This is a genomic window from Enterococcus sp. AZ079 (assembly GCF_050547255.1).
GTDB classification, from domain to species: Bacteria; Bacillota; Bacilli; order Lactobacillales; family Enterococcaceae; genus Enterococcus_D; species Enterococcus_D casseliflavus.
In genome coordinates, this window is sequence record NZ_CP172955.1 from 2,410,930 (window position 1) to 2,432,203 (window position 21,274).

At 45.3% G+C, this 21,274-nt stretch carries 15 protein-coding genes; 4 read left to right on the plus strand and 11 right to left on the minus strand.

Features of this window, described 5'->3' with window-relative positions; all coding sequences use genetic code 11:
* Positions 1-4: 4 nt before the first annotated feature.
* Together IGJ15_RS11500 and fdrA (IGJ15_RS11505) are read right to left on the minus strand one after the other, a co-directional pair.
* A complete protein-coding gene (locus IGJ15_RS11500; protein ID WP_228077377.1) occupies positions 5-823 on the minus strand; it encodes a DUF2877 domain-containing protein in 819 nt (272 codons plus the stop codon).
* On the minus strand, positions 816-3,824 hold the full coding sequence (gene fdrA / locus IGJ15_RS11505; RefSeq protein WP_194185434.1) for a DUF1116 domain-containing protein: 3,009 nt from the start codon (positions 3,822-3,824) through the stop codon (positions 816-818). The genes IGJ15_RS11500 and fdrA (IGJ15_RS11505) overlap by 8 nt, the downstream gene beginning before the upstream one ends.
* A gap of 116 nt (positions 3,825-3,940) precedes the next feature.
* On the opposite strand from fdrA (IGJ15_RS11505), the gene IGJ15_RS11510 reads away from it, so the two are divergent.
* From IGJ15_RS11510 to IGJ15_RS11520, 3 genes are all read left to right on the plus strand, one after another.
* Positions 3,941-5,518 (plus strand): PucR family transcriptional regulator, encoded by a 1,578-nt coding sequence (locus IGJ15_RS11510; protein WP_005225373.1) that lies wholly within the window; start codon positions 3,941-3,943, stop codon positions 5,516-5,518.
* Positions 5,515-6,312 carry an alpha/beta hydrolase gene (locus IGJ15_RS11515; RefSeq protein ID WP_121262033.1) on the plus strand — a complete coding sequence of 266 codons (798 nt, stop codon included), beginning with the start codon at positions 5,515-5,517 and terminating at the stop codon, positions 6,310-6,312. Before IGJ15_RS11510 ends, IGJ15_RS11515 begins: the two co-directional genes overlap by 4 nt.
* 203 nt (positions 6,313-6,515) lie before the next feature.
* Positions 6,516-7,661, plus strand: coding sequence for a cation:proton antiporter (locus IGJ15_RS11520; RefSeq protein ID WP_060791741.1), 1,146 nt, complete (start codon positions 6,516-6,518; stop codon positions 7,659-7,661).
* A 156-nt stretch (positions 7,662-7,817) separates the two neighbouring features.
* Here IGJ15_RS11520 and abc-f read toward each other — a convergent pair whose 3' ends face one another.
* From abc-f to IGJ15_RS11540, 4 genes are all read right to left on the minus strand, one after another.
* The gene (abc-f, locus tag IGJ15_RS11525; RefSeq protein ID WP_430599099.1) at positions 7,818-9,287 is read right to left on the minus strand and encodes a ribosomal protection-like ABC-F family protein; all 1,470 of its coding nucleotides are present in this window, start codon (positions 9,285-9,287) and stop codon (positions 7,818-7,820) included.
* 359 nt (positions 9,288-9,646) lie between these two features.
* Positions 9,647-10,915, minus strand: a complete 1,269-nt coding sequence (locus tag IGJ15_RS11530) for a dicarboxylate/amino acid:cation symporter (protein ID WP_121262037.1) — start codon at positions 10,913-10,915, stop codon at positions 9,647-9,649.
* Between the two features lie 18 nt (positions 10,916-10,933).
* The gene (locus IGJ15_RS11535) at positions 10,934-12,184 is read right to left on the minus strand and encodes an MFS transporter (RefSeq protein ID WP_005225368.1); all 1,251 of its coding nucleotides are present in this window, start codon (positions 12,182-12,184) and stop codon (positions 10,934-10,936) included.
* Between the two features lie 151 nt (positions 12,185-12,335).
* On the minus strand, positions 12,336-13,550 hold the full coding sequence (locus IGJ15_RS11540; RefSeq protein WP_081116824.1) for a pyridoxal-phosphate-dependent aminotransferase family protein: 1,215 nt from the start codon (positions 13,548-13,550) through the stop codon (positions 12,336-12,338).
* Positions 13,551-13,680: 130 nt separating this feature from the next.
* Between IGJ15_RS11540 and IGJ15_RS11545 the strand changes: the two genes are divergently transcribed.
* The gene (locus tag IGJ15_RS11545) at positions 13,681-15,312 is read left to right on the plus strand and encodes a PucR family transcriptional regulator (protein WP_060791737.1); all 1,632 of its coding nucleotides are present in this window, start codon (positions 13,681-13,683) and stop codon (positions 15,310-15,312) included.
* A gap of 30 nt (positions 15,313-15,342) precedes the next feature.
* Here IGJ15_RS11545 and arcC read toward each other — a convergent pair whose 3' ends face one another.
* The 5 genes from arcC to allD are packed head-to-tail and all read right to left on the minus strand — an operon-like array spanning position 15,343 to position 21,267.
* A complete protein-coding gene (gene arcC, locus IGJ15_RS11550) occupies positions 15,343-16,278 on the minus strand; it encodes a carbamate kinase (protein ID WP_061053108.1) in 936 nt (311 codons plus the stop codon).
* Positions 16,251-17,114 carry a DUF2877 domain-containing protein gene (locus tag IGJ15_RS11555; protein WP_081116825.1) on the minus strand — a complete coding sequence of 288 codons (864 nt, stop codon included), beginning with the start codon at positions 17,112-17,114 and terminating at the stop codon, positions 16,251-16,253. The genes arcC and IGJ15_RS11555 overlap by 28 nt, the downstream gene beginning before the upstream one ends.
* Positions 17,115-17,152: 38 nt before the next feature.
* Complete coding sequence (locus IGJ15_RS11560) at positions 17,153-18,415, minus strand: DUF1116 domain-containing protein (protein ID WP_081116826.1); 1,263 nt, start codon at positions 18,413-18,415, stop codon at positions 17,153-17,155.
* Positions 18,416-18,427: 12 nt separating this feature from the next.
* Positions 18,428-20,182 (minus strand): acyl-CoA synthetase FdrA, encoded by a 1,755-nt coding sequence (fdrA, locus tag IGJ15_RS11565; protein WP_074932374.1) that lies wholly within the window; start codon positions 20,180-20,182, stop codon positions 18,428-18,430.
* 8 nt (positions 20,183-20,190) lie between these two features.
* Complete coding sequence (gene allD, locus IGJ15_RS11570; protein WP_081116827.1) at positions 20,191-21,267, minus strand: ureidoglycolate dehydrogenase; 1,077 nt, start codon at positions 21,265-21,267, stop codon at positions 20,191-20,193.
* Positions 21,268-21,274: the final 7 nt, after the last annotated feature.

Here is a 21,274-nt window from a genome sequence, read left to right on the forward strand (position 1 = left end):
TTTTCTATTCTTTTTCCTCAAGTGACAATGACTCCAACGCTAACAACAACCCAAAGCTAAGATCTTTGCCTGACGAATGACCGATGGACATCAGCTGCTGCACGTCGTTTTCCAGCACCTGTGGGTTTTTGCTTTTTACGTCTTGGAATAATTGCAGCATTACCGAATTGACATACCCTTGACTGGCACTTTGAATATATGCAAGGCTGACATCCGTCGTAGACAGCGGTTTTGCCAATGCTTGCGCTAACGTTTCGGCTTCTGGCTGCTGCAAGGCATAGAGCATCGCTTGATAGGCAACGAGAAGATCATCGCCGCTAGGTGTCAATCCTTTGCCGCGACCAATCAGGTGGTCAATGATTGGTTCCCAATCTGAGACAGACTGCCGCAATGCCGCAAACACTGCTTGGGTTTTCTCATCTTCTGGCAACCCAATCTTGGTTTCTAGTTCTTGTTGAAGCAGTATTTCTTTCAAAAGCTGCAATTCCGCAGAGGTGAAGGATAACTCCTTCACCTGCAGCGAAACCAATTCTTTCTCCTCTAATGAAAGAGAAAATGTTCCTTTTGTGCTGTAAAAGGTCAGACCATGCTCTCGGACTTGCACGCGATTGCCGACTTCGATCAAAGGTAGGACTTGTTCAAACAATGCATCGGGTAAAAAGACGCCGAAGCCAGTTAAATAGTTGCGATAGTTGTTGATATTGACCAGCTGCTGCCCGATCATCACATTGAATGAACGATCAAACACGCTATGCACCCGACCGGTACGACCGAATCGTTGCAGTGGGTCTAGATAATCACTGATTTTGATTTTCTCAGTCAACTTCGATCCCCAGATCCTTCGCATAAGCCGTCAAGGCATTTTCAAAACAGCCTAACGGTGCACGCACCGTGCCTGCGCCGACTTGACCGACACCTGCTTCTTTATGGGCAATCCCAGTATTAATGATTGGGGTGATGCCTGTTTCAACGACTTTACGGATGTCGATCCCCAAACAAGTCCCTTGGAAGTCCCATGTTGGGATCGAGAAGGTCGGATTATGACCGAAACAGATTTTTGCCATTTCGTTGGAAGTTTCCAGCGCATCTTCAAAGCCACCAGCGCCGACAAAGCGTGTTACCCCTGGTGCGGCTACCATCGCCATTGCTCCGACACCGACGGTTTCAGTAATGGCACTGTCCCCAATATCAGGATTGCCATCTGCTTCGGTAAACCCAGTAAAGTACAAACCTTTCGGCGTATTGACTGGTGCAGTATGCCATTGGTCTTCTGTTTGGGCGACACGAACCCCAAAGTTAACACCGTTTCTCGTCATGGTGGTCACGATCGTTCCTTTGGCATCGACACGGGCACCGTCAACGATGGCTTTCCCGGTTGCCATCATGATATTCAAGAAGAACTGATCGGTATCTGCTAAGAACTTGATCACTTCATATTTTTGCTTTTCATCGATCTCTGTTTGGATGATCAACGGCGCGATCTCTTTCAAAAAGTTCAATGATGCTGCAATATTTCGTTGATGGAATTCATCCCCCATTGTGATCGACCGGGCAATCAATACATTCAAGTTGATGCCTTCTTCTGTTAATTGTAATGCCTTGGCAATGGTTGGTCCTAAGACGTCTTTGATCCAATCCAAACGATCGATGACTTCTTGTGAATAGGCACCAAATCGTAAGACTTTACCGATCCCTTCGTTCAAAATACAGTAGGCTTTGTTGCCGACAAGGCGGTTTTCAACCACAAAGACAGGCATATTCCCAGAAGTGATTCCCCCCATTGGTCCAACTGCCTGGACATGGTGACATGGCATAAAGCGGACTTCCCCACTTTCGAGTAAGCGTCGGGCTTCGTCTTCATCCTTCGCCCAGCGTTCAAACAAGGCAGCGCCGATACAAGACCCTTGCATCGGTCCCGTCATTTCCGACCATTGGATCGGCGGTCCTGCATGCAGCAAGGTTTTCTGGCTTTCGTTTAATTCAGCAATCACTGATTTAGCTGGAACGACATCAATCAAGAATGGTTGGGCATTTTTGATTTTATCCGTCACTGCTTGGTTTTCAGCTGTGATTTTTTCGTCAAATTCTTCTAACGCGTCTAAAATACGGATCATTTTCTTGTTGCCGTTGGCACGAGGACGCCAGTTAAATTGTTCTGTTTTCCCGCCATATTGCAGGATCGATTCATTGAAGCTTTGCAAGCCAACATTGATGATCCGTGGTTTGGTGGTCAACAGCTCCATCACTTTCTCGCTAACTGTCGGCACCTCAACTTTGCTACCAGTATAATCATTGACCGCTTTGTCTGCTTCAGAAAGAGTCGCCCCTTTTAAGGCGAGGGCTAATTGCACTGCTTGAGCATTGCTTGGTGCCACATAGACGCCAGTTGCTTTCAAACGGTTGACTGCTTCTTGATAGTTTTGCGGATCTTTTTCAGTTCCGCAGACGGTAGCAACAAAGTATAGCGCGCGATCAGCTGCTTGGGCTGTTTGCTGTGCAGCTTCGATGGCTGGTAACAGTGCACCTACCATATCTGCATGTGCGCCGTAACCTAACACCACATCAAATAAAATGACCCCGGTTTGCTCATCTTGCGCATAGTCTTCGATTTTTTTGATGCGCACTTCAGGATCGATCATTGGGTGCGGTTTGCCTTGGGTATAGATATCATCACCAAGGTCGATCACATCATAGCCGTGGGAATGCAAGATATAGCCTTCTTGTTTTACAAGGCCTTCTAGATTCAAGGCTTCGGAGATCAGCATTCCTGCTTCGGCAGCTAATGTACCGCCAGAATAAAGACCTTTGACCACTTTGTCTTCAGCGAGTTTGGGCACATCTGGGGTTGCCACGCGTTCAAAATAGTTCGCTTTGACGGGTTCTTCATTGGCAAGATCAACAGCGATGCGCGCTGTTTCTTCCAGAGTATGTGCCAAATAGACTTTTCCTTCATGGGCTTCTGGTTTTTCTCCTAAGAAAATCGCTACCACTGGTTTGCTGATACTTTGCAGCAATTGAACGACTTCATCCCGCACTTCTTTTGCAGGTGGTTTCGAGATCACGCAAATCACATCTGTCGGTTCATGATTTTCTAAAGCAACGATGGCATCTTTGACAGTGATCGCCCCAACTTTGTCGCTTAAGTCACGTCCGCCGGTCCCGATGGCATGAACGACACCACCGCCTAATCGGTCAATGATCGTCGTCACTTCTTGAATCCCCGTACCAGAGGCACCAACGACGCCGATATTTCCTGGTGCCACGACATTCGTGAAGGCAATCGGAATGCTGGAAATAATACCGGTCCCACAGTCAGGCCCCATCATCAATAAACCTTTTTCATGAGCCAGCTTTTTCAAACGAACTTCATCTTCGATAGCAACATTGTCCGTAAACGAGAAAACATGCAAGTCATTTTTCAAGGCTTTTTCCATCTCGGCTGCGCCATATTCCCCAGGAATACTAAATAATGCAACATTGGCATCCGGCATTGCGCTCAAGGCTTCTTGCCATGAAGCCGCCGCTGGCGTTTCTTTGCCTTGATCTTTTGCTGAAAGATCAGCTAAAAATGAATCGATCGCTGGCATTACTTGATCCATGATCTGTTCGTTTTGGCTATCGACTACGATCATCATATCGTTGGGTGAAGCACCTTCAGCCTCTTCAGAAAGCAAGCCAGTGTTATTTAATATGTCTTTGTTTGCATCCGTCCCCATCATGATTTGACTCATTTCGACATCGCCTAGATCATTGATCGTATTCGTCAGCAGCATTAAGTTAATGGAATCTTGGTAGTTATTCTTTAAGATTACTGTGTGCAGCATTTGTTCTCCTCCTTTTCTTATACTCTCATTCTAACGAGCCTTGTTTGCGTTTTCATTGGATAAAGTTCTAAAAAAATGCTATACTTTTTATCCAAAAGAGAAAAAAGGAGCATTTTATGAAATTAAAAGAATTGGTTGAACTGCCGCTTTTTGAAAAAAGTAAAGTACTGACTGGCTCCATTGGTTTAACAAATTCCGTTGGTTCCGTCATGGTGCTGGAAGCGATGGACATTGAGAAGTGGAGCAAAGCCCATCAATTGATTTTGACTTCTTTTTATGCCTTCAAAGACCAATCCCCTGAGGAACTGCGTGTTTTTTTTGAAAAAATGCAGCAAATCGGTGTCAGCGGTTTAGTGATCAAAGTGGATCGCTTGATCCCTATGATCCCAGATTGGGTGATTGAGCTTAGCTTTGCTTATCAGATCCCTTTGATCAAAGTGCAGCAAGAAGTCAGCTATGAAGCCATCATGCTAGCGGTTTACGAACCATTGCTGAATCACCAAACCCAGCTGCTGCGTACCTATTACGAAGTTCGCCAGCGCTTCATGAAAGTTGAGCGCAACCACTCTTCTTTCGATCAGATCATGCAGGAGTTCTATCAATTGATCGAAAAGCCTTGTTCGTTGCGCATCCCCCATTTAGATGTGCATGTGTCCGTCGGTCAATCCTTTAAGAATTTCGTGGTGACCAAACAAGAACCCATGAAAACCATCGAGTTTACCAAGAACCACTACGAATATTTGGAATTATTTTCTCATGAGAACAATCAATATGTGACTGCCATAAAAGTAGAGATCATCAATCCTTACAATGATCTGTGTACCTTGATCGTTTATCAGAAAGATTCGCAGATCCCTGAGGCAAAAGTCATGATCATTGAAAATGTGATCGACGTCATTTATGAACGCCTCCAAATGGAGTATTTGTTGAAGAAAGAACGCTACAATCGCATGAACAATCTTGCCGATGCAATCTTACAAAACACTCCTAGTAATTTGGCTGAGCTGGATCTTTTGTTAGAAGAAGCGCAACTGGATCGCTACGATTTCTACCAAGGCATTGCCTTTGCTTCCAACAGCTTCAAAGATAAGGAGCGTAAGTCCGTCGTTTTGCACAAGCTACGGGCGTTGAAAACACCCCACGTCTTTTTTGAACACCACAATTATTTGGTGATCCTCTATAATTTCCAATCGATCGCCCATCAGGTGACGAAACAGATGCTGCAGACACATTTTGATGATGCCCTGTTAGCCGATGAACATGGCTGCTTGGTGGTCAGCGAAGTCTTGCGCAAGGAACAGATCAAAGAGATCCTGCCAGAGTGTTTGGATGCGATCCGCTTCAATCGGCAGTTTTATTTGGCGCCGATCATTGCCTATAGCGACTTAGGTATCTTTAGTTCCTTTATCAAGGAGAACCAACTGGAAAAGCTGCAGCAAAGCATTCCCCCGAAGCTGTATCAACTCTCGGAAGAAAATGAAGAGCTGTTCAAAACGCTGTATACCTTTTTTATCACGAATCGCAATTACAAAAATACGGCTGAAACCTTGTTTCTTCATGCCAAAACGATTCGTTATCGGCTAAGCAAAATCGAACAGCTACTAGAGATCGATCTGACAAGTCCGATCCAATTAGTCAATTACGAGATCGGCACCTATTTATTAGAGCTTCAGAAAAGGAGTCAAGCAAAATGAAAAAAGAATGGCAATTGACCACCGGTGCTTCGGTGTCCCTTTATCCTGCTTCGGAGAAATACGTGATTTACTTTCACGGCGGCGGTTTTGTTTATGGGACCCGTCAAGACATTCCCGCATCACTGATCGCACTATTTCAAGAGCAGCAATACAGCGTCCTCACAGTCGATTATTTACTGGCGCCCAATTCCTCGTTAGCGGAGATTTTGGCGCTGAACTGGCAAAATTTTCAAGAATTGCAAGCAACTGTGCTTAAAGATAACCCGTTTTGTTTGTGCGGACGCTCAGCTGGCGGTTATTTGATGCTGGCGCTGACCCAGCAATTACTGAAGGAACAACAGAGATTGCCTGAAAAACTGGTCAATTTTTATGGGTATACCGATCTTTCTTTTATTGAAAACAAACGAGTCTTGCAGCAGCCGCTCTTAAGCAAAGAGCAAGTCCCTTCTTTGGATCAAACCGAGATCGTTTGGGATGATCCGCAGTTTCAGCGCTATTTGCCTTATGTTTATTGGGTTCAACAGCAAGAACTCACCACGATCTATGGTCTAACAGCTGAAGCTCTTTCTGACTATGCCATTGATCCTGAGCTGCTTGCTCAATTTCCTCCAATTTTCAGCAGTGCCAGCAGTACCGATGAGGAAGTTCCTTTTCGTTACAGCAAAGGCTTGAAGAAAGTGCCTAAAAGCAAATTTGTCCCTGTCTATGATTTGCCCCACGACTTTTTGAAAAACGTCGAGGAGCCGCAAGTCCAAATGGTGTTTCAGCAGCTCGCCCGTTGGCTCAAACAATAATTTGATACAAGTAAAGTGAAAATAATGTTTTTTTATTTCGACGAGTACACAGAAAAACTCTGATTGCCTTCGCTTCCTCCTTATCTCAAAAAACGTGCGGTTTAATGAAACTCTTTTAATAAAAATGGCTTGATACAGGCTCAATTCAAGAGAGAATGCTATACTAAAGGGGAGTATGTTATAGGAAAGAAGGATGAGGTTTTATGCATTTTGTCGGGATTTTGTGTTTGATCCTAATCACGACGACCCTCTTCTCGCATCTGGCGAGGCGGATGGGCGTTCCTGCTGTTATCGGGCAGTTGTTAGCAGGGGTTTTATTAGGAGGCGCAGGACTCAATTGGGTCCATCCAGATATTCTGGTTCATGATTTTTCAGAGATTGGTGTTATTTTGCTGATGTTTTTAGCGGGACTGGAAAGTGATATTTCTTTATTGAAACGCTATTTTCGTCCTGGGATGCTCGTTGCCCTTTTGGGGATCGTGTTCCCAATGCTCTTCGGGTATGCCACGGGGGTCGGTTTTCAAAGCAGTCCCACAGAAGCGTTCTTTTTCGGGATCGTATTAGCTGCCACCTCAGTCAGTATTTCTGTCGAAGTATTGAAAGAGTTGAATGTGGTGAATACGAAAGAAGGGTCGACGATTCTTGGTGCTTCCGTCGTGGATGATATTTTGGTCGTGTTGGTTTTGAGTCTTAGCCTTTCCTTTTTAGGCGGCGAAAGCAGCCAAGCAACACCACTGCCGGTCACCTTATTGGTAGAATTGATTTATTTTGTGTTGATTTTTCTATTAGTGAAATGGATCGCTCCGTTCTTATTGGCACTTGCAGAAAAGCTATTTGCAAATTCCGCGGTGATCATCATGTCACTGATCATCTGCTTAGGAATGGCGTATCTTGCTGACCTCGTTGGGTTAAGCTCTGTCATTGGTGCCTTCTTCGCAGGGATCGCTGTCAGTCAAACGAAGGTTCGTGAGGAAGTGGAACACAGTGTCGAAGCATTAGGTTACGCCGTCTTCATTCCGGTGTTCTTTGTCAGCGTTGGCTTAGAAGTTGATTTTTCCCGCTTAAATGAGCAATTATTCTTTATTCTTGCCTTTACCGTGGTCGCGATCTTGACCAAACTGGTCGGCGGCTATGTCGGGGCGAAAATCGCGAAATTCTCGAACAACAGTGCTTGGATGGTGGGAGCTGGAATGATTTCCCGAGGTGAAATGGCATTGATCATTTTGCAGATTGGTCAACAAAACCAATTGATTTCGTCCGCATTGTATTCCCCTTTGGTGATCGTTGTCTTGTTGAGTACCTTGATCTCTCCCCTGATCTTAAAATACTTTACGAAAAAGATTTATTAAGCGATGTAGCAACAGCTAGGCGATACCGATGATTGCGAAAAAAACAGCACGGGTTTTGTAGTGACCGCTCAACGGCCGATTGTTGATCGAACGTTGGGCGGTCGCTTCCTTTCCCGCGCTGTTTTTCTTTATACAGGTATAAAAGCGACAATGCTGCTAGTTACTGGAAACCAATGTTAATTTTCCATGATCGATTTGATACACATCATCCGCGACGGCATCGATAAACGCTTGATCGTGAGATGTGAACAAAACCATGCCTCGATAGCTGCGAATCAATTGTTCCAAGACGGTGATTGTCGGCAGATCAATAAAGTTCGTCGGTTCATCAAGAATCAAAACATTGGCAGGTTGAGTAAAGATGCGTGCGAGCTCGACCCGTGTCGCTTCTCCGCCGCTTAGCACATTGACTGGCTTCATCACGTCAATCTGGCTAAATCCCAGATTGTGTAAAATACTGCGGACCAGTGGTTCCTGATAGTCTGTTTGAGCCATCAATTCCGTCAAAAGCGGTGTGGTGCTGTTTTTTCGATAGCCCATTTGCTCGTAGACCGCAAAGACGATTTTCGGTGATACATAGATTCCCTCTCCGCCTGCGATGATTTCTTTTAGTAAAGTCGACTTTCCCGAACCGTTCGGACCCACGATAGCGATTTTCTTCCCGGCAGCAAACTGGAAACTGCTGCTGTCTAGCAAACGTTTCGCCCCTCTTTGAATGGTTACTTGCTCCCCACGAATCGGTCGTTTATTATGCACCTCCACTGCAGGGACTACTGGAAAACGAATCACCTGCTGCCGGGCGACGCCCTTCACTTCTTCCAACTGATCCAAGCGGCTTTCCATGGCTTTGACTGTTTTTTGCAATGACTTTTGCACCGTGTCTTTTTGTTTTGATGACGACAAACGGTCTGGTCGGATGTTCTGCTGTCGCTTTTTTTCAGAAATACGACTGCTCTTGATCGCTTGTTCTTTTTTCTTTTGGATTGCTTGGGTCAACTGCTGTTTTTGTTGCTGATACTGCGCAGCCTCCCAGGCAATACGCTGTGCCGCTTGCTCTTTTTGCTGTCGGTAACTGTCATAATTGCCAGCATACTCGGTGACTTTTCCTTGATCGACTTCCCAGATTTTCGTTGCCAGCTGATTCAATAGATACCGATCATGACTGACCACGATCAGGGTGCCATAATAATACTGCAATTCCTCAATCAAGACTTGAATTCCTTGCTGGTCCAAATGGGTCGTTGGCTCATCGAGCAATAGTCCTAACTGATAGGAAGATAACGTTTGTGCCAACCGGTATTTGGTCTCCTCCCCGCCGCTTAGTGTCGCCAATTCATTTGTTGGGATCGAAAAACGACCGAACAGCGCCCAGTCAAGGGCCTCCGTCTTTTCAGTCACCTCAGCGATTTGCGGAAAATAGTGAAACGAATTTTCTTTTTGAATCGTTCCTGAATCAGGATCGATGACTCCCGCAATCAATTTCAGCAAGGTAGACTTGCCTTGCCCGTTTGCTCCCACGATCCCGATACGATCCGTTTGATAGGTGCTCAGTTCTTCAATGTTCAGTACTTCTTTGGACCCATAATTTTTGATTAGATTGTTTATTTTTACACTTAATTGTTCCATCAGTCTGTCCTTCCCGTCTAGGAAAACGCAAGCACAAAAAAAGGGCATAGCCTACCGCTATACCCTGATTTTAATAAGAAATTGGAAAAAAGAGGACACTCATCCCTTGAAATCACGATTGCCTAGACTTTTGAAATAGATTTAAATTAGCTATTCAAAAGGTCAATCCACAATTTCATCGATGCTGTCATGTTTTTTCCTCCTCTTTTTGTCGTAGTTGTCTGTTGAATGACGAGCGGAAAATCAGCCGCTACTGGTTACCGTTTACGGTATTTCAGGAAGCTTCTTTCGTCTATCAACGAATCAATCGTAACACGTTTTCAAAAAAGAGTAAAGTTTCATCACAAGAATGATTGGTCTTATACGCCATCGGTGATTTTTTCTGCTAATTTGACCGAGGCTTTTTCACCATTGAAGACTGCATGATCCAGTTCTCCTTCATCATGAGCAACGATCAACGCCACCGTGACGTCAGGGTCAACATTCAAGATGGTCCGAAACATCCCAGAAAACCAATCGATCCCAGCCAGTAAGGCGATGCTTTCATTAGGCAGTCCTAACATAGGTAAAACCGTAGCCAGTGTGACTAATCCGCCGCCTGGAACGACGATCGTTCCCAAGCATGCCAACGAGGACAACAAGACCACTTGCAAAAGATCCCCCCAGCTCAATTGGATCTGGTACGCCTGAGCAACGGTTACGATTGCCAGGGCTAAAAATAAGGAGAGCCCATTGCTATTTAAGGTCATGCCCAGAGGCATCACGAGCTTATTGATTCGATCACTGATCCCAAATCGTTCTTTGCCATCTTCGATTTGAAACGGCAATGAAACAGCAGAAGAGGTAGTCGTAAAGGAAACCACCGAGAGGCGCCACATGTTCTTTATCAAACGAAACAAGGAAACTTTGCAATAGAGTGACGTCAAGAGAAACCAAAGAAACAAAAAGAGCAAAGATGCTGCTGCTAACGTCAATAAAAAACTGGCTAACATTCCCAACACACGAATACCGGTATCTTCTACTAAGGAAGCAACAAGGCCGAAAATCCCGATCGGCGCCAACTTCATGATCATGCTGACCATTTTTATCAAAATATTATTAAAACTGCTGATCATATCTAGAAACAGCTGATTCTTTTTTTCATGCTTGATCAAGCTCAAGGCAAGGCCAAAGAAGAGCGAAAAAATAATCACTTGGATCATATTCTGCTCCACCATGGCTTGAATAATGTTCAGTGGAACAAAGTTTAAGATGACTTCTTCCATGCTGCTGGTACTTAATGCGGTTTCTGTACTTTGCAGCAGCGACTGATCAAGGCCGGCGCCAGGCTTGAAGATCAAGGCGAACAAGAGACCGAAAATAGCGGCGACGAGGGTCGATCCAGTAAACCAGAGGAAGACTTTCCCGCCGATCCCACCTAATTCTTTTGGATCAAGTCCCCCCACCGCTTCAATCACCGAGCCCATGACCAGCACGACCACAGACATTTGAATCAGTCGCAAGAAGAAGTCCCCGACTAGCTGCATTTGATCACCTAACCCGGGAAAGGAAACGCCCCAAAAAATCCCCAATACCGTTGCAATCATGATTTGGTTGGTCAAACTGATTTTTAAGGATCGTTTTTTCATCTGTTTTGCCTCACTTTTCTACTTGGCTGTTTTCTTAGAGTTTACAGTCAAGAATAAGAATGTACCACCGATCAACAAAATAATTGCGATATAAAAGCCCATTACTTTTGACCCTGTTGCATCCGAGATCGATCCGGTCAATGTTGGTGCGATAACGGAAGACATCATGCCGAAAAAGTTGAAGACCCCTAATGTCGTACCAACCCCAACTTTGGGTGCATTTTCCCCTAGCCAAGAAATGATGATTGGTTCAACCGCTAATTTCCCAAGGAACCCGTACAAGATCAACGCGATCATTAAGAAGGTCGAATTTGTCGCTTGCACCGTTACTAATAACATCAACGCCGCCAACACTTCTAAAATAACGATAAAAGTTACTTTTTTGTGCATGTATTTGTCTGCCAAGCGGCTAAAGAACAATGCCCCAGGAATGGAAGCAAATGCTACCAATGAAGAAGAGAAGCCGATCGCGACTCCTTGGAAACCTCGTTCTGTTCCTAAGAAGTTTGGTAGCCAAGTAACCGTCATATAGTAGGCATAACACGTCGCAAAATATAACACATAAGTAAAGAGCATCCGCAGTGAGAACAAGGTCGAAAGGGAAACTTTTTCTTTCGGCTGATCCGTTGTTTCTTCTTCAGCTGCTGCTTGGCTCTCCAAGAAAGCCACGTCTTCTTTGTTGCTGCGGATCACCAATGCAAAAGCGATCGTCATACAAACGATCAAGAAAGCGGATAAATACATCATTGTTTGCCAAGGCATGTTCATCTGAATAACGATAAAGCTTGATAAGATCATCCCAAACCCTGAACCAACGGCAGAACCACTATTGACGATCGCTGTTGAGAAGCTCTTCTTTTCTTTCGGAATGTTCTGTGAGGTCAAAGAATACGCTGAGCCGTAAAATGACCCACAGCCGATCCCTGCTAAAAAGCTACCGGTATAGATCATGGAGATTGAAGAGGCTTGTGAAATCAGTAAAGCTGCCAGTGCAAATACCACGAATCCTGGAAGCAGAACTGTTTTCTTCCCAATCTTATCCACCAAAAAGCCGGCAGGAATCTGCATGATTACATAGCCGAAAAAGTAAAAGCTGGCAATCGATCCTAATGCTGTATCAGAAATATTGCCGCCAAGTGACTCATTGATTTGCGGATAGACTGGCGATAATGCAGCGCGATAAATCCAGATAGTGACCCAGCCTGAACACATTAAGATAATAATTTGTTTCCAGTAGGCAAGCCCACCACGTTCTTTATTGATTTCCATTTTTTTCCCTCCATCAGTTACACAAGTAAAGTTTGTGAAGCACGCTAACGAAAGCGCTTTAAGATAGTCTTAGTGTACGTTTTTTTGCCGACAATTGCATTTGTCATTTTTCACAAAGCGCTTTCAGTCGTTGTGCATTTGTGCTAAAAATTTACGTCGTTTTTTGGTAGTAATTTAACGCAGCGATGAGCGCTTTGCCAGCAGAAATTGGTGCTTGCTGGTACAATAGTGCCCCTTCTAACGCGGCTAGGACATGTAAAATATTTTCTTTGCGGCTGCTGTAGCCCATATTTCCAATCCGCCAGATTTTTCCTTTTAGATCACCAAATGAACTAGAAATCTCTACACCAAAGGAGTGAAGCATCTCTTCTCGGACAGCTTCGCCATCAACACCTTCTGGAATAAAGATAGGGGTAACTGTCGGCATTTTGGTTGCTTTTTCGCCATAAATCGACAGCCCCATTGCCTCCAGTCCAGCGACCAACGCGCCTTCATTCGTCAAATGACGTTGATAGGCTGCATCAAGGCCTTCGTTTAGCAGCATCCGTAATCCTTCATGAAGCGCATAGATCATACTCGTCGCTTCTGTGTGATGGTTGATTCGCTCTGTGTTCCAGTAGCGTTGCAGTTGACTCAAATCCAGGTAATTGCTCATAATGTGCCGCTTGTTTCGATCCGTTTTACTCAAGCCTAATTCTTTTTGGTAACGAGCATTAAGGACGGCTTCGACTCGCTCGTTGTAGGTCACTAATGAAAGACCAGACGGCACACTTAAACACTTCTGTGTACCGGCAATCGCTAAATCGACACACCAATCATCGACTGACAGGGCCACGCCACCATAAGTCGCCACCATGTCAACGACAAAGAAAATATCTTTTGCGCGACAATACTGCCCGATTTCTGCTAACGGCTGCATTTGCCCATTGGCGGTTTCCCCGTGGACCATCGCCACGATCTTGGGTTGAAATGCGTCGATTTCTTTGATGACCTCTGCGGGTGCAAAAGGAGCCGTCCACTCTTTTTCTACATATTTGACTTGTGCTTGAGCACGTTCACAGATTTCTCCCAGTAAGAAAGCAAAGCGCCCATAGGCTGGGATCAAGACTTTGTCCCCTGGTTCGATCAAAGCGATCAGCGCCGCTTCTAAACCAGCTCGGGAAGTCCCGTCAATGGCAAATGCCTCTTTGTTTTTGGTTCCAAACGGTTGTTTGATCATTTCTTTGACCTCATCCATGATCGCCAAAAAATTCGGATCAAACTGCCCCAAAATGCGATTGGTCATTGCTTGTAGAACAGCTGGATGGGCTTCTACAGGCCCAGGTGTCATGATCGTACGTTGTGCGATCGTTAACTCTTTATACATCTTTTTCCCTCATTTCTCTTTTTGATTTCACTGTCCAACGCCTTGTCAACGTTTCCAAGTTTGTTGTACAATAAAGCTAAAAAAGGACATGTTTTTGTTTATTTTGTTCAATTCCAAAAGGAGTTTCTCTATGAAGTTAGTTGCTGAATTGCTTGCTATACCTCGCTTTTCCAATTTGCGTTTATTGACAGATCCCCTGACTGCGGAAATTCCCGTCGATAGTATCGAAATCACCGAGACCCCCGATATCGCCCACTATATTCCTGAGCATACCTTTATCTTAAGCACGGCGATGGTTTATAAAGATAATCAAGGAGCGCTTCTAGAGCTGATCGATTCTCTCGTAGCCAAAAATGCCGCCGGATTAGGCATCAAGATCGGTCGTTTTTTGGATGTCATCGATCCTGAAGTCATCGCCTATGCCGATAGCTTGGGTTTCCCCATCGTAGAAGTACCTGCCACGATGCCGCTGGGTCGTTTGATGCACCAGCTTTTGAATTTGCTATGGAACACCAAAACCGAGCAGCTGAGTTATGCGTTAGACATTCAAAAACGGTTCTCTGCTTCCTTGATGAAGGATGTCAGCATCGCTCGCTTTATCGCTGATTTTGGCCAAATGGTCAATACACCGATCATTTTGTTGAATCCTTTTAAACAAGTGATTGCCCACTCCAAGCATTTCACCCGCATGTCAAAACCCGCGGAGTACTACATCCATCAATTAGGACAAACGAAAGGGGTTTTTACTGGTGAAAAAAGCGGGGCGATCCCTATCAAAGATCTTCATGAAAAAACGTCACAAATTTCTTATTATGCTATTGAAACCTCCACTTATTTCCCCCATTATTTAGTCATTTTGAATCCTGAGGCGATTCCTTATCCTGTCTCGGATTTTGCGCTGGAACAAGCAGCCTTGGTCTTGTCGTTTATGCTTTACAAGAACCAAAAAGTGCAAGAATCTTTTGAAGATTTAAAAAGTGACTTTTTAACACGGATGATCGAATACCAGCAATCCACCAAGCAAGAACAAAAGGATTGGTTAGATCTCGGAAAGACTTACGGGTTAGTCAAAGCCCGCCATTATCGTGTCATCTATGGTGCCTGCGAACCAACCAAAGAAACCAAAGGCAAAGACAAATACTTAAAAGAAGAAAGTGACTTGGTTTATCAGTGGTTTAGTGAACAACTGCCTTATCGCATCAAAGATGTTTGTCTCTTTCGCTTAAAGGGCAGCAATCACTTTGCGATTTTCGTGCAGCACAAGTGTGATGCCTTAGAAGACCATTTGATCGAGACCGCCAATGCTTTGACCAATCGGTTGCCATTTCGAATGGCCTTTGGGGTAGGGAGTGTCTGTGAAAGTATCAATGATTTAGCCAGCTCCTACATCGAAGCAAAGACTGCGTATGAAGAACGAAGAGGCCAACATGATTCGTCCATCGTCTCTTTCTACCATCAACGGGGAATGCGGAGTCTATTTGAAAAAATGAGTCCTGAAGATATCCATTATTTCTGCCGTACGATTCTTAAAGAATTGGCGTTTCCGCAAGAAGATGCCACCATCGAATTGCGGAAAACCTTACGGGCTTACTTGGATTATCAATGTGAGATCACCCGCACCGCCAAAGCCTTGTTCGTTCATCGCAACACGATCAAATACCGCATCGAACAGTGTCAAAAGCTACTAGGAAAAAACGTGCATGATCCTAGCATCAGCCTGGATCTGCGTTTAGCCCTTGAGCTGTCCGAAGAAGGCGACTAATAGGCGAATCAAGCAGTTGGATCGCTGGTGTTACCCAGCGATCCTTGTGCCTGCTTCACCTAACAATGCTAAGTCCGCTTCTTCCAATGAGCAGATGATTGCTGTCTTTCCTTGTTTGGCAAACGCAATCGCCGCTTCCATTTTCGGCCCCATACTGCCTTCTGCAAAATGCCCCGCATCAAAATATGCTTGCGCTTCACTTACGGATAAGCCCGTTAATTTTTCTTGCTCCGGTGTTCCATAATTGATATAAACGTTGTTGACGTCGGTCAGCATCATAAATACATCGGCATCCACTTGTTCTGCCAGTTTTTTCCCAGTTCGATCTTTATCGATGACTGCTTCGATCCCTTTCAAGCCTTCCGCTTGTTTTACGACTGGAATCCCACCGCCGCCACCAGCGATCACGATGGTATTTTGATTCAATAAATGAACCATTGATTCCACGCCGTGGATCGTCACAGGTTGTGGAGATGGCACGACGCGACGGTACCCACGTCCAGCATCTTCTTCCATCACCCAATGTTTTTCCTCAGCCATCGTTTTTGCTTCTTCTTCTGAATAGAACAAACCGATTGGTTTCGTTGGCTTTTCAAACGCGGGATCATCCGCTGCCACTTCCACTTGGGTCAATAAGGTCACGACATTGCTGGTCAGTTCTTCTTGCTCGATTTTATTTTTGATGCTTTGCTCCATTAAATAACCGATAAAGCCTTGTGACTCTGCATTGCAGACATCTAGTGGAAAAGGCGGCACGACTTCTTTGGCTTCTTCATTTTGTCGTAAAATATTGCCGACTTGCGGACCATTGCCGTGCGTCACGACGATTTGATGGTCAAGCTTCTCGATTTTAGCGATCTGTTCCGCACTTAACTGGATATTTGCAAGCTGTGTCTCAACGGTCGCTGGTTGATTCGGTTTTAAAATTGCATTGCCCCCTAGAGCGATGACCACTCGTTTTGCCATATGAATTCCTCATTTCTATTGTTTTGAAATTGATCGATACTGCGAGCAAACCCTGCCAAAAAGTCAGCCCCCGAGGTATGACCGATCGCTAGTATCTCTTTGATTACTTGGGAAAAAGAGCCTGAATCGGTACACCTGGTCAAGGATAACGCCGATTGATTGAATGCGCCTGTCAGTGCATGAAGAAGATAGTGTTTACTGACGTCAGTCGTCAAATCATTGACTGTCAACAGCCTTCTTTGTAGATAAGCCACCAAGCGGGTATCTTCTTGCCCCATCACTCGGCGAGCCAGTAAATGACCAACTAGCATATCATCTCCTGTGGGGGTCAATCCGACACCCCGTCCGACTAAATAAGCGACTGCTTGCCGTTGTTCCTTAAATGAAGGCGTGCATAGCTGATCGATTGCGTCATAAAACGGATGATTGCTGCGGATGGTTGCTGAAACAGCTTCTTGAATCCCCGTCTTTTCCGTGACGTTTTGAAGGATTGACCAAAACAGTTCTCGATCAAATGGGACTGTGCCAGCCGGAACGGTCGTTGTAAATTTGGCTGCCTTTTGAAAAGACAGACGATGATGCGGAAAATGGACCACCCGTTGCTGAACCAAAAGAGTGGTACCAGCAACTAAGCCTGTCGCCAACGCTGCATAATCGTCGGCAGCTAAAATCATCCCTTTGGGCACGCGAGCCGCTTGTTTGGAGACACAGATCAGCTGATCCTGACGAGGATCTTGTAGATTGAAACTATGCTGAAACACACTGTGAACGATCCAGTTGCCATTGATAAATGCGGGTTCAAATAAAGCTTGGTCGATCCATTTTGCCTGTATCATCGCTCGATTGCTCCTTTTTCACGTTTTCAGTCCCTGATTTATTCTTCAAATCCTAATTTTTTTGCATAAGCCAAGACAGCTTTTTCAAAGCAATCCATTGGTGGTGTCACTGTCCCGGCACCAATTTGTCCTCGTCCAGCTTGTTTGTTGGCGATCCCTGTATTGATCATCGGTAAGATCCCTGTTTCCACGACTTTACGAGCATCGATCCCTAAACAGATCCCTTTGAAGTCCCATGTAGGAACGGGAAAATTCGGATTGGTATCAATGGAGATCTCTAACATCTCATTGCTGGTTTTCAACGCATCGTGAAATCCACCAGAACCAACGAAGCGTGTCACAGCCGGGGCAGCAATCATTGCCATTCCCCCAACACCAAAGGTTTCCGTAATGGCACTGTCGCCCATATCTGGAGAGGCATCTTCTTCACTGAATCCTGAGAAATACAGCCCTTTTGGTGTATTGACAGGACCAGTAAACCACTCATCTCCCATGCCAGAAATACGGATACCGAATTCATGCCCGTTGCGACACATTGCGGTCACAACCGTGCCTTCTTCAATCGTCCGGGCGCCATCAAGCACCGCTTTTGAAGAAGCCATCATGATATTCAAGAAAAACTGATCCGTGTCTGCTAAAAACTGAATGACTTCTGGTTTTTCTTTTTCAAATCCTTCCAGAGTAACGATCGCTGGTGCTACTTCTTTTAAGAACGCCAACGAAGCAGCGATATTCCGTTGATGGAACTCATCCCCCATGGCGATTGCTTTTGCGACTAAAACATTGATGTTCAAGCCATCGGGTTTTGTTTGTAGTGCAGCACTTAAAACTGGTGCTAACGTATTTTTCATCCAATGCAAGCGATCAATGACTTCTTGAGAATAGGCGCCAAAACGTAAAACTGCCCCGATCCCTTCGTTCATCGTACAATATGCTCGGTTGCCATCGGTTTTGTTTTCCACCACGAGCACTGGCATATTGGCAGAGGTGATGCCCCCCATTGGGCCAACCGCTTGCACGTGGTGACAAGGAATCAGTTGAACTTCCCCAGATGCTAATAAATGACGTACCTCTTCTTCCGTTTCGCCCCAGCCTTCAAAAAGCCCCGCACCAACACAAGCACCTTGAATCGGATCAATCATCTGATCGTAGCGGATCGGTGGTCCTGCATGCAATAGGACTTTTCCTTCACCTAACTCTGGAATGACACTGACTGCTGGAACGACATCCAGCAAAAAAGGCGAACCGGCAACGATTTTGGCAATAACGGCTTGGTTTGCTTCTTCAATAGTTTCGTACACGATAACTTCCTCCTACTCTGATAGTGACACTTGTGCTAAGAAACGTAAGGCTTTTTGTAACGTTACGTTTCCACCAGCAATTGGCTGCCAGTCATATTGAACGACTTGACCGTGATGCGCCTGGATCGCTTCCGCAAAGCTACGCAATCCTACATTGATGAACGCGTCATTCGCTAACAATTCGCGGCTCTTTTCAGATGGCTCTGGCAACGCATCGGCAGTTGTCACTGCTTTTGGCAACAGCTTACGACTAATTGGTGAAAAAGGGTGACCGAGCATTGCTAAAGCTTGTTTGACTGCTTGGGCATTGCTTTGACACAAAATCACGCCAGCTGCGGTTAAAATCTCTGCTTGCTCGTTGCTGTCTTGGGGATCTAAATCAGTTCCGACGATCGTAGCGATCACCGCTAACTCCCGGCCAGCTGCTTGTGCTGCTTCCTTCAACGATTTGATGGTCGGTGCCAATTCACTCGCCATATCTTGATGAGAGCCGTACCCTAAAACGATATCTAACAAAATCACTGCCGTTTCAGGATCTTCTCCCGCTTGTTTCAACAGTTCGATCCGCTTTGTTGGGTCGATCATCGGATGGGGCTTGCCTTGCGTATAGATGTCATCACCTAAATCGATGATCTCATGGCCAGCTGCTTTTAAGATGTACCCTTCCTGATGGGCATCTTCTTGTTCTAGATTTAATCCTGCTTTGACTAGCATCGCTGCTTCGTACGCCAATGTTCCGCCAGAATAGTAAGCTTTGATTTTTTGCTGTTCAGGTCCAAAAGCGGCAGCTGCCGTTTCCTCTTTTACTGGCTCTAATCCAATCTGTTCTTGACGTAGCAGCTGCACGGCTAATTGTGCCGCTTCTTCCAGCGTGTAGGCTCGGTAAAGATTTTCTTCGTGATCCGTTGGTTCTTCCCCAAGAAAAATCGTGACTGCAGGTTTTGTTCCTCTTCTTAATAATGCCAATACTTCATCTCGAACACGTGGTGCAGGTGGTTTGGAGATCACCACGATCACCTCCGTATCAGGATCATGTTCCAAGGCAAGAATGCTGTCTTTCATGGTGATCCCACCGACTTCTTCTTTGAGATCTCGTCCACCGGTTCCGATGGCTTGTGTCACACCGGCACCCAATTTATGAATGATGGTGGTGACTTCTTGGATGCCCGTACCCGAAGCGCCGACAACACCGATTTTCCCTTTACGGACGGCATTCGTGAAGGCTACTGGTATCCCATTGAGAATCCCTGTGCCACAATCTGGTCCCATTAAAAGAAGTCCTTGTTCATGAGCCATTTTCTTTAGTCGAACTTCCTCTTCCAATGAAACATTATCACTGAAACAAAAAACATGTTTGCCTGCTGCTAATGCGGTTTCAATTTCTGGTGCTGCCATAGTACCAGGAATCGATAAGACAGCGACCTTCGCATCTTTTCCAAGATCTAAGGCTTTTTCCCAAGTTTTGACGCTTTGGGTTTCTTCTCCTGCGCTATTGCTTTGGTCCGATAAGAAGGCATCGATTTCTGACAGGACTGTTTCGATGATTTCTTCCTCTTCAATGTCTAAAACGAGCACCATATCGTTGGATGTCGCATTGTTCATCTCCTCGGTATAAAGACCACCTGTCTTGAAGATATCCTTATTGGCAGGTGTACCCATCATGACCGAAGCGTTGTTGATCCCTTCGATCGTCAGTAAACGATTGGTCAAAAGCATTAAAACAATGGAATCTTGGTAATTGTTTTTTTGAATAATAGTGTGTAACATGGGTCTCCTCACTTTCCTGTTCCTGTCTGTGCAAAGGCATCTGACCCAGAATACTGGTCAAAATGAACCGTGTCGCTAATGAGATAGCGATAAATGTTCTTTTCGATAGGAATGCCTTCTGCCATATATTTTTCATAGGTTAGTTGATTGATCTCGCCTGGATAATAGACTTGCTGGAACTGTTCAGCAGCCGGTATGGCGTGTAGCTCTTCGATCATCGTTTCGACTGACTCTTTAAATGTCTCTAAATCTGTAAAGCGTTGCGGATCGATCAGCAAAATAAACTGCCCTAAGTCGCGACCTTTCGTCAGATCGTTGTACATAGAGGAAACATGCTTGCCAAAAGGCAGCCCAAGGAGCATTCCAGACAAGATATCCACCACCATCATCAACCCAAAGCCTTTTGGTCCTGAGATTGGCAATAACCCATGAACATGATGCGGATTTGTCGTTGGCTTGCCATGGGCATCAACGGCCCATGTTGCTGGAATCTCTTTATCTTTGGAACGAGCATCTAAAATTTTGCCCCACGCTTGGACCGTCGTTGCCATATCAAAAACCACCGGCGCACCATGCTTTCGCGGTGCCGCAAAGGCAATCGGATTGGTACCAAAATAATTTTCTTTGCCGCCAAAAGGAACCACCATTGAATCCGATTGGCACATAGATAATGCAATCAAGTCAGCTTCTGCAGCTTTTTTGACATAATAGGATAGCGCACCACTATGACTCGTTTTCCGTACACCAACCGCCGCGATCCCAGAACGTTTGGCCATCTCAATGGCATACTTTGTCGCTTCTAATACGACGACCTGCCCTGCGCCATTTTGACCGTGAACGATCCCGCTGCTCGGCCCAGTCTCTTCAAACGTGATCTGTGGAGTGCGATTCATCCCACCTTTAGCGATCCGCTCTGCGTAATAGTCTACCCGCACAGCCCCGTGAGAGTGGATCCCGCTGGCATCGGCAAAGACCAAATGCTCTGCAACGATGGCTGCGTGCTCTTCAGACAAACCAGCAGCCGCTAATTTGTTTTGGATCAATTGCTGTAACTCTTGTGACTGTACAATAACCGTTTCTTCCATCTTCTAA